The 13129-nt window shown below is 62.8% G+C and carries 11 protein-coding genes; 1 reads left to right on the top strand and 10 read right to left on the bottom strand.

Annotated elements, in window-relative coordinates; all coding sequences use genetic code 11:
* Both QB898_RS09985 and QB898_RS09990 read right to left on the bottom strand, forming a co-directional pair.
* Positions 1–161: transposase (locus QB898_RS09985; protein ID WP_279524858.1), on the bottom strand; the 161-nt coding region annotated here is incomplete at its 3' end.
* 179 nt (positions 162–340) lie between these two features.
* A complete protein-coding gene (locus QB898_RS09990; protein WP_279524832.1) occupies positions 341–1825 on the bottom strand; it encodes an efflux transporter outer membrane subunit in 1485 nt (494 codons plus the stop codon).
* 288 nt (positions 1826–2113) lie between these two features.
* Here QB898_RS09990 and QB898_RS09995 point away from each other — a divergent pair, with 288 nt between their 5' ends.
* Positions 2114–3526: an SLC13 family permease gene (locus QB898_RS09995; RefSeq protein WP_279524833.1), complete on the top strand. Its 1413-nt coding sequence runs from the start codon at positions 2114–2116 to the stop codon at positions 3524–3526.
* On the opposite strand, the gene QB898_RS10000 is transcribed toward QB898_RS09995, so the two are convergent.
* The 8 genes from QB898_RS10000 to scpA form a co-directional block, all read right to left on the bottom strand.
* Entirely contained in the window at positions 3508–3768 is a 261-nt protein-coding gene (locus tag QB898_RS10000; RefSeq protein WP_279524834.1) for a hypothetical protein, read from the bottom strand. The genes QB898_RS09995 and QB898_RS10000 overlap by 19 nt on opposite strands.
* Positions 3769–3809: 41 nt before the next feature.
* Entirely contained in the window at positions 3810–4106 is a 297-nt protein-coding gene (locus QB898_RS10005; RefSeq protein ID WP_279524835.1) for a TonB-dependent receptor, read from the bottom strand.
* Positions 4037–5023 (bottom strand): TonB-dependent receptor domain-containing protein, encoded by a 987-nt coding sequence (locus tag QB898_RS10010; protein ID WP_279524836.1) that lies wholly within the window; start codon positions 5021–5023, stop codon positions 4037–4039. The genes QB898_RS10005 and QB898_RS10010 overlap by 70 nt, the downstream gene beginning before the upstream one ends.
* Before the next feature lie 284 nt (positions 5024–5307).
* The gene (locus tag QB898_RS10015) at positions 5308–7368 is read right to left on the bottom strand and encodes an acetyl-CoA carboxylase biotin carboxylase subunit (RefSeq protein WP_279524837.1); all 2061 of its coding nucleotides are present in this window, start codon (positions 7366–7368) and stop codon (positions 5308–5310) included.
* 203 nt (positions 7369–7571) lie between these two features.
* Entirely contained in the window at positions 7572–9104 is a 1533-nt protein-coding gene (locus tag QB898_RS10020; protein WP_050714246.1) for an acyl-CoA carboxylase subunit beta, read from the bottom strand.
* A 101-nt stretch (positions 9105–9205) separates the two neighbouring features.
* A complete protein-coding gene (gene meaB / locus QB898_RS10025) occupies positions 9206–10252 on the bottom strand; it encodes a methylmalonyl Co-A mutase-associated GTPase MeaB (protein WP_279524859.1) in 1047 nt (348 codons plus the stop codon).
* Between the two features lie 38 nt (positions 10253–10290).
* Entirely contained in the window at positions 10291–10557 is a 267-nt protein-coding gene (locus QB898_RS10030) for a hypothetical protein (RefSeq protein ID WP_279524838.1), read from the bottom strand.
* Positions 10554–12716: a methylmalonyl-CoA mutase gene (gene scpA, locus QB898_RS10035; protein WP_279524839.1), complete on the bottom strand. Its 2163-nt coding sequence runs from the start codon at positions 12714–12716 to the stop codon at positions 10554–10556. Before scpA ends, QB898_RS10030 begins: the two co-directional genes overlap by 4 nt.
* Positions 12717–13129 lie beyond the last annotated feature (413 nt).

The following is a 13129-nucleotide window of genomic DNA, read 5'->3' on the forward strand; positions in this document are numbered from 1 at the left end:
CATTTGCCGAATTCTTCAGGCAAATCGCGCCAGGGGCTGCCTGTGCGCACGATCCACAGCACGGCCTCTACAAACAAACGCTTGTCCGTGCCTCTTCGCCCTGCATCGCCAGGCTTGCCCAGGCAGTGCGGGGCCATCAGTGCCCACTGCTTGTCGCTCATGCTCTTCTTTCCATGGCGGGATTGCAGCATAAGAGCAGGATTCTCAAAACGCCCTAGTCAAACGGGCGCGAAAGCTGTTTTTCAAGCTTGCGGGTTCGCTCCTGTTTTTGATGAATGCAGGCCCCGCACAAGCTGAAAAAACGCAGGCTGGCTTTGCGTTCGCGCACGGAAAACGGTTTTCACTGCGTGTCAGGCGTGGGGGCAGGCGCGGGCGCGTTCAGCCCGCCCGCGCTGGCGCCCAGCGCCTGGTAGAGCTGCACCTGGGCCAGCAGCAGGTTCAGCTGCGCGTCCACCTCGGCCAGCTCGCTTTGGCGGCGGCTTTCTTGGGCGGTGAGCCAGTCGCGCAGGGGCACGGCGCCGGCGCGGTAGCGGGTTTCGGTCATTTCGTCGATGCGGCGCGCCTGCGCTGCCAGGGCGGCCTGGCGCTGCACGGCATCGCGCTGCGTGGCGGTGGATGAGAGGGCGTTTTCCACATCGGCCAGGGCCTGCAGCAGCGTCTGGCGGAAGGTATTGACGGCCTGCTCGTGCTCGTTTTGCGCGATTTGCGGGTTGCGACGCATCTCGCCCGTGTTCAGAAAGGGCAGGCTCAGGCCCGCGCCCAGCGCGGCCACGGGGTTGGAGAGGATCTTGAGCAGCGAGGCGCTGCCCGTGCCCAGCGTGCCGGTGAGGCTGAGCGCCGGGTAGAAAGAAAGCTTTTGCGCCTGCACGTTGGCCAGCGTGCCGCGCAAGCGCCATTCAGCCGCGCGCAAATCGGGCCGCCTCGCCAGCAAGCTGGCGGGTACGCCCGCGCCGGGCTGCGCCCGCGCGGCCAGCTGCGCGGCGTTTTGGGGCAGGCCGTCTGGCTCGGCAATGCCGGCGGGCAGGTGGCCGGGCGCGGCGTCCAGCAGCACGGCAAAGGCGTGGCGCATCTCGGTGCGCTGCTGCTGCTGCGCGGCCAGGGCCACTTGCTGGGTCTGCACGGCCTGCGCGGCCTGCGCCTCATCCAGCCCCGAGGCCGCGCCCGCCGCGTGCTGCGCCTGCGTGAGTGAAAGCGTGCGTTCGGCGTGCGCCAGGCTTTGCCGCGCCACGCGAATGCGCTCCTGCATGGCCGCCAGCTGCCAGTACTGGCGCACCACGCTGGCGGCCAGCGTGGCGGCGGCCTGGTCGCCATCCAGCGCAGCGGCTTCGCGCTCGAAAGTGGCCATGTCGGCCTGCGCGCCCAGCTTGCCCCACAAATCAATTTCCCATGAAGCGCCCAGCGACACGCCGTAGCTGCGCGTGCTGCGCTGCGCGCTGCCCGTGACGGGGCGGTTCACACTGGCGGTCACGTTGCCGCTGGGCGTGGGGCGCAGCGCGGCGCCAGCGGCCTCGGCCCGCAAGTCAGCCGTGCGCAGCTTCAGCAGCGCATTGGCCAGCGTGCCGCTGTGCGCCAGCGCGTGCGCCACAGCGGCATTCAGCGCGGGCTGCTCATATTGTGTCCACCACTCGGCGGGAATGCGCTCTTGCGCACCATCCGCACCGGTTCGCGCATCGGGTTGCGTATCTGATGACGCGCCGGCCCCGCTGCTGGCATGCTGCCAGGCGGCGGGCGTTTGCGGCGGCGTGATGTCGGGCGTGGTTCGGTGAGCGCAAGCCGCCAGCAAGGCGGAGGCCGCTGCGGCGGCAAGAAAAGAGGCGTATTGCATGATGGCGAGCATATGCGCTGGGCCGCCATGAATGCGCCTCCGGAAAGAAGCCGCCCGCTTGCGACGCCGCAGAGCGCCCGAGGCCGCGTTTTTTGCGCCCACGGACAAACCTTGAACAGGCTCCCAAACCGCCGCTGAATCTGAATATCAAACGCCTGTTTGAGCTTTCGCAACATGAAGGGATGCAGATCATTCTGCGTTTTGTTTTAATATTTGAATGCGAATTCTGGCGGCTGCCGTTATTGCCTGCCAGCAATCAGCAAATCAGTCAATCTAGGAGAAACCCTGATGTCAGACCAAGCGCAGGCCGAACAGCGGCCGGACAATGTCGAGTTATTGAGCGCGCAGGCGCCCATTACCAGTTTTCGCGGCTTGCTCATCGCGATAATTGCCGCCATCATCAGCGCCGTGCTTTATCAAATCCTGCCTTATGACGCCAATGTCAATAAGGGACTGACCATTTTGGTATTTGTCGCCATCATGTGGTTTACCGAGGCCGTTCATATCACGGTAACCGCGCTGATCGTGCCGCTGTTCGCCATCTTGTTCAAAATACCCGATATGGGCACCAAGGAGGCATTGGCCGGTTTTTCGGATCCGATTATTTACGTCTTTTTCGGCGGTTTTGCGCTAGCCACTGCGCTGCACATGCAGAAAATTGACCGGAAAATCGCCATCTGGCTGATTTCACTGTCACGCGGCAATACCTTCGTTGCCGTGCATTTGCTGTTTGCCGCCACGGCTTTTTTATCCATGTGGATCAGCAATACCGCCACCGCCGCCATGATGCTGCCGCTGGCAATGGGCCTGATGAACCATATGGACAAGAACAAGGACCGCAACACTTTTGTTTTTGTGCTGCTCGGCATCGCTTATTGCGCCAGCATTGGCGGGCTGGGCACTGTGGTGGGCACGCCGCCCAACGCCATTGCCGCCAAAGCCCTGAATCTGGATTTTGCCGGCTGGATGAAATTCGGCCTGCCCATGATGCTGGTGCTGCTGCCCTTGATGCTGGTTTCGCTGTTCGTGATTTTGAAACCCAATTTCTCGCAACGGGTTGAAGTGGCCGATGAAGAGATTCCGTGGACGCTGCACCGCGTGATTGCCATGCTGATTTTTGCCGCCGCCGCCGTGGCATGGATATTTGGCAGCCAGTTGAAAAAGGAATTTGGCATTGACAGCCCTGATGCTTTTGTTGCCCTGAGCGCGGCGGTGGCCGTGGTGATTTTTGGCGTGGTGCGCTGGCGCGAAGTGGCGCGCAATACCGACTGGGGCGTGCTGCTGCTGTTTGGCGGCGGCATTGCGCTGAGCAAGCTGCTGCAAAAATCCGGCGCGTCCGCCGCGCTTGGTCAGGAAATGGCCAGCGCTTTTGTGCTGGCCCATCCGTTTATCGTGATTTTGGCCGTATCCACCTTTATCATTTTCCTGACCGAATTCACCAGCAATACCGCTTCCGCCGCCCTGCTGGTGCCGGTATTTGCCAGCGTGGCCGAGAAAATGGGCATGCCAAAAGAGGTCATGGTGCTGATTATTGGCATTGGCGCTTCTTGCGCTTTCATGCTGCCGGTGGCCACGCCGCCCAATGCCATTGTGTTTGGCACGGGGCTGGTCACGCAAAAAGACATGCTGAAAGCCGGCATGCTGCTCAATATTCTTTGCATTGCCGCCGTTTCGCTATGGGCCTATTTCTTTTTGCTGTAAATCATTGGGCCTGGAGCAAGGAGCAGGCGTTGGCAGGAAGCAAGCCGGAGCAGGCCGCTTTTTCTAGCTCCTACATCAATAGCATGATGTCCTAGTAGAACCTGCGCCAGATGCCGTTTTGACCCCTTTATATTTGCTCCTGTTTTTGCTAGCACCTGGCCAATGGGAGCCTGTTCAGGCAGGCTGCAAAGCTGGCTTTCAGACATGAAAAAGCCCCATCTACCGGGATGGGGCTTTTTCATTTTGGCGAACGGCGAAAAAGCGGCGCGGCGGGCGCTTTCATTCACATTTTCCAGAGGAAATGGAGCGTCACGGTGCGCGACTGGCCGTAGAAGTTGTTGATGCCCATGGTGCGCACTTTGTTGTTTTCAAAGTAGCTGCGGTTGGCCAGGTTATTGACGATGAGCGCCAGCTCCATGTTGGGGTTGATTGGGTAGCGCGCGTTGGCGTTGAAGATGGCGTAGCCGCCTTGCGGCATGTTGTAGAGGCTGTCGGTTTTGCTTTGCGCGTTCAGGCCCGCGCCCACGCTCCACTGCTCGCCAGCGACGGGCAGGCGGTAGCTGGTGTACAGGCGCAGCATGTGCCGGGGCGTGTGCTCATGCCTTCGGCGCGGCTGCTGGACTTGGTGCGGCGGTATTGGCTGGTGTTGAAGGTGTAGCCGGCCGCCATTTGCCAGCGGCTGATGATCTGGCCGGAGATTTCGGCGTCCAGCCCCCGGCTGCGCACGTTGCCAATGGGCTGGTTGTAGTAGCGGCCTTCGCGGTCTTTGCTGGCGTTGGGCTTGAAGATGGAGGTGTAGCTGGTGTAGAGGCTGCTGCTGTCGTCCAGGTCAAACGTGACGCCCAGATAGGGCGTGAAGCGGTGGCGCTTGCGGCTGTAAAAGGCCGTGGGGTCCTTGTCCACGCGGCCGGTGTACCACTGGTAGTCCTCGTAGCCGCTGACGCGCCAGCTGGTGTAGCGCGTGCCGACGATGACGTGCAGGCGCTCGGCAGGGTTGAGGCGCGTGCCCAGCATGAGGGCGCTGCTCGTGATCTTGTCGCTGTAGGCCATCTTCATCCAGTAATTGGCGCCCGAATCCCAGTTGGGTTCGGGCAGGCCCGTGAGGCCGCGCAGCACTTCAATGTGCTCATACACGGCCATGTCGGTCATGCTTTGCGGATCGCGCGTGGGGTTGCCGGAAGATCCGGGCACGGTGCTGGAGATGCCGTCTTCCTGAATCTGGTCGATGTAAAAGCCGCGCGACTGAAAGCGCACGCGGCCCGTTTCGCTCAGCACATTGATGCCGGTGGTGCTGCGCATGGCGCCGGCCATGCCGGTAATGCCCTGCTCGCGCAGCACGGGCTTGCTCACCACGGTGACGGACTGCGGCGTTTGCCGCATCGACAGCTCCATGCCCGTGGTGGCTTGCATGGCCGAAGCCTTGACTTCCACGGTGGGAAGGCTGCCGGAGGAGGCACTGCCGTCCTTTTCCTCCGTTTCCTGGGCAAGGGCGGGCATGGCGGGCAAGAAGGCGGCCGCAAGGGCCGCGGGTTTGACGGCGCTTGTTCCGCTCTGAAAAAGAGAGCGGCAAATCCAGTCCGTACCAGGACTTGAAGCCGGTTTGGCACCTGAAGGCACGCCTGCCGTCTATCAGGTCATATCGCATCAACTCAATGACCGGCGGTGGCGGTTTGCGAAGGCGCTCCCGGCTCGTCAAATAAAAAAGCCGCAGCTTCGGTCGGCGCCGAATGCTGCGGCTGATTGGGCGCGCCGGGGGCGTAGGCCGCCAGCGCGCGCGGGGCTTACTCGAATTCGACGATGGGCTGGTCCACCGCCAGGCTTTCGCCGGGCTGGGCCAGGATGGCCTTGACCGTGCCGTCGGCGCTGGCAAAGAGGATGTTTTCCATCTTCATGGCTTCGATGACGGCCACGCGCTCGCCCGCCTGCACTTTCTGGCCGGGCTGCACGGCCACTTGCGTGAGCAGACCTGGCATGGGCGAGAGCACGTAGCGGCTCATGTCAGGCGGCGCTTTGTAGGGCATGAGCTTGTGCAGCTCGGCGGTGCGCGGATGCATGATGATGGCGTCGATCTGCGTGCCGTTGTGGATGACGCGGGTGACGAGCGGGTTTTTGGTGTGGCCGCGTTCCATTTGCACGGTAAAGGGCTGGCCATTGACCTGGCCCGTGACGCGGGCGTTGCCCAGCATTTGCTCGACAAGGATTTGGTAGACCCGGTCGCCTTCGGGCGCGTGGATGGTGACGGGCGCGGCCGCGTGCAGGGTGACGGCGCCGAGCGAGGCGCTCACGTAGCGGTTGTCGCCTTCCTTGCCCAGCACGCACACCACGAATTCGCGCCCGGGCAGGCGCTTGAAGCCTTCCCAGAATTTGCCTTGCAGGCCCTGGGCGCGGTTGCGGTACCACATGTGCAGGCGCGCGGCCAGCGCCATGAGGAAGTAGGGGTCGGCGTGAGGCACGTCTTCGGAGCGAAAGCCCTGGGCGTAGTGCTCATTGATGAAGCCCGTGTTGAAGTTGCCGCTGATGAAGCTGGGGTGCGCCAGCAGCGCGGCCTGGAAGGGGATGTTGCTTTGCACGCCCTTGATGACAAAGCCGTTGAGCGCCTCGCGCATGCGGGCAATGGCGTCGTCACGGTCTTTGCCATGCACGATGAGCTTGGCAATCATCGAGTCGTAGTACATGCTGATTTCGCCGCCGTCGGTCACGCCGGTGTCCACGCGCACGCCGTATTCGGTGCTGGGCTGGCCCTGGAAGAGCGTTTGCTCCGGCGGCTGAAAGCGCACCAGGCGGCCCGTGCTGGGCAGGAAGTTGCGGAAGGGGTCTTCGGCATTGATGCGGCACTCGATGGACCAGCCCACTTTCTTCACGTCGGCCTGGGCGATAGCGAGTTTTTCGCCTGCGGCCACGCGAATCATCTGCTCCACCAGATCGAGGCCGGTGATGCACTCGGTGACGGGGTGCTCCACTTGCAGGCGGGTGTTCATTTCCAGGAAGTAGAAGTCCTGGTTCTTGCCCACCACGAATTCGACGGTGCCGGCGCTTTGGTATTTCACGGCCTTGGCCAGGGCCACGGCCTGCTCGCCCATGGCCTTGCGGGTTTCTTCGCTGATGAAGGGCGATGGCGCTTCTTCAATCACCTTCTGGTGGCGGCGCTGGATGGAGCATTCGCGCTCGTTGAGGTAGATGACGTTGCCGTGGGCGTCGCCCAGCACCTGGATTTCGATGTGGCGGGGCTGCTCGACGAATTTTTCGATGAACACGCGGTCGTCGCCAAAGGAGTTGCGCGCTTCGTTGCGGCAGGAGTCAAAGCCTTCGTGCGCTTCCTTGTCGTCGAAGGCCACGCGCAGGCCCTTGCCGCCGCCGCCCGCGCTGGCCTTGATCATCACGGGGTAGCCAATGCCCTTGGCGATTTCCACGGCTTTTTCGGCGGACTCGATCGGCTCGTTGTAGCCGGGAATGGTGCTCACGCCCGCTTGCTTGGCCAGCCGCTTGGAGGCGATTTTGTCGCCCATGGCGGCAATGGCTTCGTGCTTGGGGCCGATGAAGATGACGCCTTCTTCCTCGCACTTGCGGGCAAAGGCTTCGTTTTCGCTCAGAAAGCCGTAGCCAGGGTGAATGGCTTCGGCCCCCGTGGCCTTGGCCGCCTCGATGATTTTGTCGCCCAGCAGGTAGGACTCGCGCGAAGGCGGCGGCCCCAGGCGCACGGCTTCATCGGCCATTTGCACAAAGCGCGCGTCTTTGTCGGCGTCGGAATACACGGCCACGGTGGCGATGCCCATTTTGCGGGCCGTGGCGATGACGCGGCAGGCGATTTCGCCACGGTTGGCAATGAGGATTTTCTTGAACATGGTGATATTTCCTGTGAATGTCTTTTCAATTCAGCGCGCGCCTTGCGCGTGTGCCGCAAACGCCTGCCCGGGCCGCGTTTCGCAGATCAACGGCCATTGAGGGGGCATGGGCGGGCTGGCATGGGCCATGCCGCCCGGCTTCATGGCGTTTGGGGCGTTTTGCGCTTTGAACACGTGCGGCGCCAGCGATCAAAACAAGAGCATCAAAGCGGAATGTTGCCGTGCTTGCGCCACGGGTTTTCCAGCTTCTTGTCCTTGAGCATGGCCAGGCTGCGGCAGATGCGCTTGCGGGTTTCGTGCGGCTGGATCACGTCGTCGATGAAGCCGCGCGCGCCAGCCACGAAGGGGTTGGCAAAGCGGGCCTTGTATTCGGCTTCGCGGGCGGCGAGCTTTTCGGGGTCGTCCTTGTCCTGGCGGAAGATGATTTCCACCGCGCCCTTGGCACCCATCACGGCGATTTCGGCGTTGGGCCAGGCCAGGTTCACGTCGCCGCGCAAGTGCTTGGAACTCATCACGTCATACGCGCCGCCGTAGGCCTTGCGGGTGATGACGGTGATCTTGGGCACGGTGCATTCGGCAAAGGCATACAGCAGCTTGGCGCCGTGCTTGATGATGCCGCCGTACTCCTGCGCAGTGCCGGGCATGAAGCCGGGCACGTCCACGAAGGTGATGACGGGAATGTTGAAGGCATCGCAAAAGCGCACGAAGCGCGCGGCCTTGATGCCGCTTTTGATGTCCAGGCAGCCCGCGAGCACCAGCGGCTGGTTGGCGACGATGCCGACCACGTTGCCGTCCATGCGGGCAAAGCCGATGATGATGTTGGCGGCGTAATCGGGCTGCAACTCGAAGAATTCGCCGTCGTCCACGGTTTTGACGATCAGCTCCTTCATGTCGTAGGGCTTGTTGGGGTTGTCGGGCACGAGGGTGTCCAGGCTCAGGTCGGCGCGGTCCGCCGGGTCTTGCGTGGGGCGGTAAGGGGCTTTTTCGCGGTTGTTGGCGGGGATGTAGTTGAAAAAGCGCCGCAGCATGAGCAGGGCTTCAACGTCGTTTTCAAAGGCCAGATCGGCCACGCCGCTCTTGGCGGTGTGGGTGCTGGCGCCGCCCAGTTCTTCGGCGGTGACTTCTTCGTGGGTCACGGTTTTCACCACGTCGGGGCCGGTCACGAACATGTAGCTGCTGTCCTTGACCATGAAGATGAAGTCCGTCATGGCGGGCGAATACACCGCGCCGCCCGCGCAAGGCCCCATGATCATGCTGATTTGCGGAATGACGCCGCTGGACATGACGTTGCGCTGGAACACGTCGGCATAGCCCGCAAGCGAAGCCACGCCTTCCTGAATGCGCGCGCCGCCGGAGTCGTTCAGCCCGATGACGGGCGCGCCAACTTGCATGGCCTGGTCCATCAGCTTGCAGATTTTTTCGGCGTGCGCTTCAGACAAGGCTCCGCCGAACACGGTGAAATCCTGGCTGAACACGAAGACGAGACGCCCGTTGATGGTGCCGTAGCCAATGACCACGCCGTCGCCGGGAATCTGGGTGTCGTTCATGCCGAAGTCGGTGCAGCGGTGTTCGACGAACATGTCCCATTCTTCAAAGCTGTCTGCGTCCAGCAGCACTTCGATGCGCTCGCGGGCGGTGAGCTTGCCCTTTTTATGCTGCGCATCAATGCGCCTCTGGCCGCCGCCCAGACGGGCGGCTTCGCGCTTTTTCTCAAGCTGTTCGAGGATTTCTTTCATGGTGGCTTCTCTTTCTTGAAAGTCAGGGAAATCAAATGGAGGAAACGGGTGGCGGCGGGTCTTATTTATCCAGGCTTGTTCAGGCGGCTCCGGCGGCAGGCTCATGCCTGCCCTTCAGCGGTCAGCGCCAGCAGGCGGCGCGCAGCGGTGGAAGGCGGCAGGTGCCCTTGCGTGACGGACTGCGTGATATCAGGCAGCGCCGCACGCACCTGCGCGTGGGCGCGAAAGGCGGCTTTCAACCCTGCATCAATGCGCTCCCACATCCACGCCAGGGCCTGCTGCTGGCGGCGCTCTGTCAAGGCGCCATTGGTGGTTTGCGTGGCCTGAAATTCGGTCACGGCCTGCCAGAAGGCGTCCAGCCCCTGCCCTTGCAGGCCGCTGAGCTGCATGACGCGCGGCTGCCAGCGCGCGAGCGTGCTCGCTGCGCCGCCCGCGCCCTCCGCAACGTAGGTCATGCGCTGCGGATTGCCTTGCAGGCCCAGCAGTCGCAAGGCAGTCTGAATCTGCACCCGCGCGCGCGTGGCAGCGTGCGGGTCAATGTCAGCCTTGTTGATCACCACCAGATCGGCCAGCTCCATCACGCCTTTTTTGATGGCCTGCAAATCGTCGCCCGCGTTGGGCAGTTGCAGCAGCACGAACATATCGGTCATGCCCGAAACGGCGGTTTCGGACTGGCCGACGCCCACGGTTTCAATCAGCACCACGTCATAGCCTGCGGCCTCGCACACCAGCATGGCCTCGCGCGTTTTCTCGGCCACGCCGCCCAGCGTGCCGCCGCTGGGGCTGGGGCGGATGTAAGCGTCAGACAGGCCCGCGAGGCGCTCCATGCGCGTTTTGTCGCCCAGAATGGAGCCGCCCGACACGCTCGAAGAAGGGTCCACCGCCAGCACCGCCACGCGATGGCCCTTTTCAATCAGGAACACACCCAGCGACTCGATGAAAGTGCTTTTGCCCACGCCCGGCACGCCGCTGATGCCCAAGCGCAGCGCCCGCCCCGTGTGCGGCAGCAGGGCCGTGAGCAGCTCATCACCCTGCGCGCGATGATCGGCGCGGGTGGACTCAAGCAAGGTGATGGCCTTGGCGATGGCGCGCCGCTGGCGCAGCACGTCGCCCTGGGTGATGTGTTCGAGCAGCATGGCGGTGTTCATCGTGGGCATATGGCGGGTCTTTCTTTATGCAGCCAGCTTTATGCAAGTCCGTTTCTTGCGCCATGCTTTTTGCGCCACTGGCGCACGCTCCAGGCTGCGAGAGCCAGCGCAGGCAACATGAGAAGGCCCCACCAGGCAGCAAACGCCTGCCAGCCTGAAGCGCCGCCAGGCATGCGAAAAGCCATCCAGCAGGTCAGCAGCAGCCAGCCCGCCGCGAAAGCCTGTGCCGTCAGACCGGCCAGCAGGAACAGCACGCCCTGCGCCAGCCCTTTCAGCAGCTTTCCCGGCATCGCCAGCCAGTTCATGCAGGCACCCGCGCCTTTTTGATTTGCTCCAGCACGTCTTTCGCGCTGACCGGAATGGGCGTGCCGGGGCCATAAATGCCTTTGACGCCTGCCTGATACAGAAAGTCGTAGTCCTGGCGCGGAATCACGCCGCCCACGAACACCACGATGTCATCGCCGCCTTGCTCGTGCAGGGCCTTGATGATGGCGGGCACCAGCGTCTTGTGACCAGCGGCCAGCGTGCTCACGCCCACGGCATGCACGTCGTTTTCAATGGCCTGGCGCGCGCACTCTTCAGGGGTCTGGAAAAGGCTGCCAATGTCCACGTCAAAGCCCAGGTCGGCAAAGGCCGTGGCCACTACTTTGGCGCCACGGTCATGGCCGTCTTGCCCCAGCTTGGCGATCATCACGCGCGGGTGGCGGCCTTCTTCTTCGGCAAAGGCGCTGATTTCGGCCTTGAGCTTTTCCCAGCCTTCGGCGCTGTCGTAGGCGGCGGCATACACGCCCGCCACTTTCTGCACGTCGGCGCGGTGGCGGCCAAAGGCTTTTTCCATCGCGTCGCTGACTTCGCCCACCGTGGCGCGCGCGCGCATGGCCTCGATGGCGGCGGCCAGCAGATTGCCCTGCCCCGTCTCCGCAATCTTCGTGATGGCGTCCAGCGCCTGCTGCACCCGCGCGCTATCGCGTGCGGCCTTCACGGCCTTCAGCCGCGCAATCTGCGCCTCGCGCACCTTCACGTTGTCCACCTCCAGGATGTCCACGTGGTCTTCCTTGTCCAGCCGGTACTTGTTCACGCCCACGATCACGTCGCGCCCCGAATCAATGCGCGCCTGCTTTTCAGCAGCGGCCGCTTCAATCTTGAGCTTGGCCCAGCCGCTGTCCACGGCGCGGGTCATGCCGCCCATGGCGTCCACTTCTTCAATCAGCGCCCAGGCCTTGTCGGCCATTTGCTGCGTCAGGCTTTCCATCATGTAGCTGCCCGCCCACGGGTCCACCACGTTGGTGATGTGTGTTTCTTCCTGGATGATGAGCTGCGTGTTGCGCGCGATGCGGGCGCTGAACTCCGTGGGCAGCGCGATGGCCTCGTCCAGCGCGTTGGTGTGCAGGCTTTGCGTGCCGCCAAACACGGCGGCCATCGCCTCGATGGTGGTGCGCACCACGTTGTTGTAGGGGTCCTGCTCGGTCAGGCTCCAGCCGCTGGTCTGGCAGTGCGTGCGCAGCATCAGGCTCTTGGGGTTCTTCGGGTTGAACTCTTTCATGATGCGGCACCACAGCAGCCGCGCGGCGCGCATCTTGGCGATTTCCAGATAGAAATTCATGCCAATGGCCCAGAAGAACGACAGCCGCCCGGCGAAGGCGTCCACGTCCAGCCCCTTGGAAAGCGCCGTTTTCACGTACTCCTTGCCGTCGGCCAGCGTGAAGGCCAGCTCCAGCGACTGGTTCGCGCCCGCTTCCTGAATGTGGTAGCCGGAGATGGAAATCGAATTGAACTTGGGCATGTGATGCGCCGTGTATTCGATGATGTCGCCAATGATCTTCATCGACGGCTCCGGCGGGTAGATGTAGGTGTTGCGAACCATGAACTCCTTGAGGATGTCGTTCTGGATCGTGCCCGCCAGCTGGTCCTGCCGCACGCCCTGCTCTTCGGCGGCCACCACGTAGCCCGCCAGCACGGGCAGCACCGCGCCGTTCATGGTCATGGAAACGCTCACCTTGTCCAGCGGAATGCCGTCAAAGAGAATCTTCATGTCCTCCACGCTGTCAATGGCCACGCCCGCCTTGCCCACATCGCCCGTCACGCGCGGGTGGTCGCTGTCGTAGCCTCGGTGCGTGGCCAGGTCAAACGCCACGGAAACGCCCTGCCCGCCTGCCGCCAGCGCCTTGCGATAAAAAGCGTTGGACTCCTCGGCGGTAGAAAAACCTGCGTACTGGCGGATGGTCCAGGGCCGCACTGCGTACATGGTGGCCTGCGGGCCGCGCAAGAAAGGCTCAAAGCCCGGCAGCGTGTCGGTATAAGGCAGGTTTTTGATGTCTTGCGCCGTGTAAAGCGGCTTGACCGTGATGCCGTCAGGCGTGAGCCAGTTCAGCGCCGCCACATCGCCGCCGGGAGCGGACTTTTGCGCGGCCTTTTGCCAGTCATCGAGGGTGGCGTGCTTGAATGAAGGCGTTTTGTCAGTCATGCTGATTCCTGCAAGTCAATTGCAAAACTCACGGTCACAGCCTGCGGCGCCGTCATGGCAAAAAGCTGGCGGCTTTTTTTGCTTCCTTTTCCCGCCAGACCCATGCCGCTTGCGGCGCACGCGGCCTTGCTCGCGTGAATGCAGCCATCGGGGCAGCTGCACGAACTGAATCTACCAGCCAGAACTCCAGAAAAACATGCCGGTAAACCCTAGATTGCGCCGTGGATTTGCGTTTTCTGGCCTGCGTTTTGAATGACGCCAAGGCATGGCAGCGCCCGCCAGCCATCTGGCCGCGCAGGGCGCGAAGAGCCAGCCAGACAGGCCAGGCGCCAAGCAGCCTGCCGGCAGGCGAAGAACAGGCGGAGCAGGCCGATTTAATCCGCTCCTTCATTCATAGCAATAGGTCCTAGTGA

This window comes from Ottowia cancrivicina, assembly GCF_029813755.1.
GTDB lineage: Bacteria > Pseudomonadota > Gammaproteobacteria > Burkholderiales > Burkholderiaceae_C > Ottowia > Ottowia massiliensis.

Bases quoted from the DNA above. Each gene is read 5' to 3' on its own strand.
- scpA (WP_279524839.1), bottom strand. From the start codon at position 12,716: ATGACTGACAAAACGCCTTCATTCAAGCACGCCACCCTCGATGACTGG.
- QB898_RS09990 (WP_279524832.1), bottom strand. From the start codon at position 1,825: ATGCAATACGCCTCTTTTCTTGCCGCCGCAGCGGCCTCCGCCTTGCTG.
- QB898_RS10020 (WP_050714246.1), bottom strand. From the start codon at position 9,104: ATGAAAGAAATCCTCGAACAGCTTGAGAAAAAGCGCGAAGCCGCCCGT.
- QB898_RS10030 (WP_279524838.1), bottom strand. From the start codon at position 10,557: ATGAACTGGCTGGCGATGCCGGGAAAGCTGCTGAAAGGGCTGGCGCAG.
- QB898_RS10015 (WP_279524837.1), bottom strand. From the start codon at position 7,368: ATGTTCAAGAAAATCCTCATTGCCAACCGTGGCGAAATCGCCTGCCGC.
- meaB (WP_279524859.1), bottom strand. From the start codon at position 10,252: ATGAACACCGCCATGCTGCTCGAACACATCACCCAGGGCGACGTGCTG.
- QB898_RS10005 (WP_279524835.1), bottom strand. From the start codon at position 4,106: ATGCTGCGCCTGTACACCAGCTACCGCCTGCCCGTCGCTGGCGAGCAG.
- QB898_RS10000 (WP_279524834.1), bottom strand. From the start codon at position 3,768: ATGAAAAAGCCCCATCCCGGTAGATGGGGCTTTTTCATGTCTGAAAGC.
- QB898_RS10010 (WP_279524836.1), bottom strand. From the start codon at position 5,023: ATGCCCGCCCTTGCCCAGGAAACGGAGGAAAAGGACGGCAGTGCCTCC.
- QB898_RS09995 (WP_279524833.1), top strand. From the start codon at position 2,114: ATGTCAGACCAAGCGCAGGCCGAACAGCGGCCGGACAATGTCGAGTTA.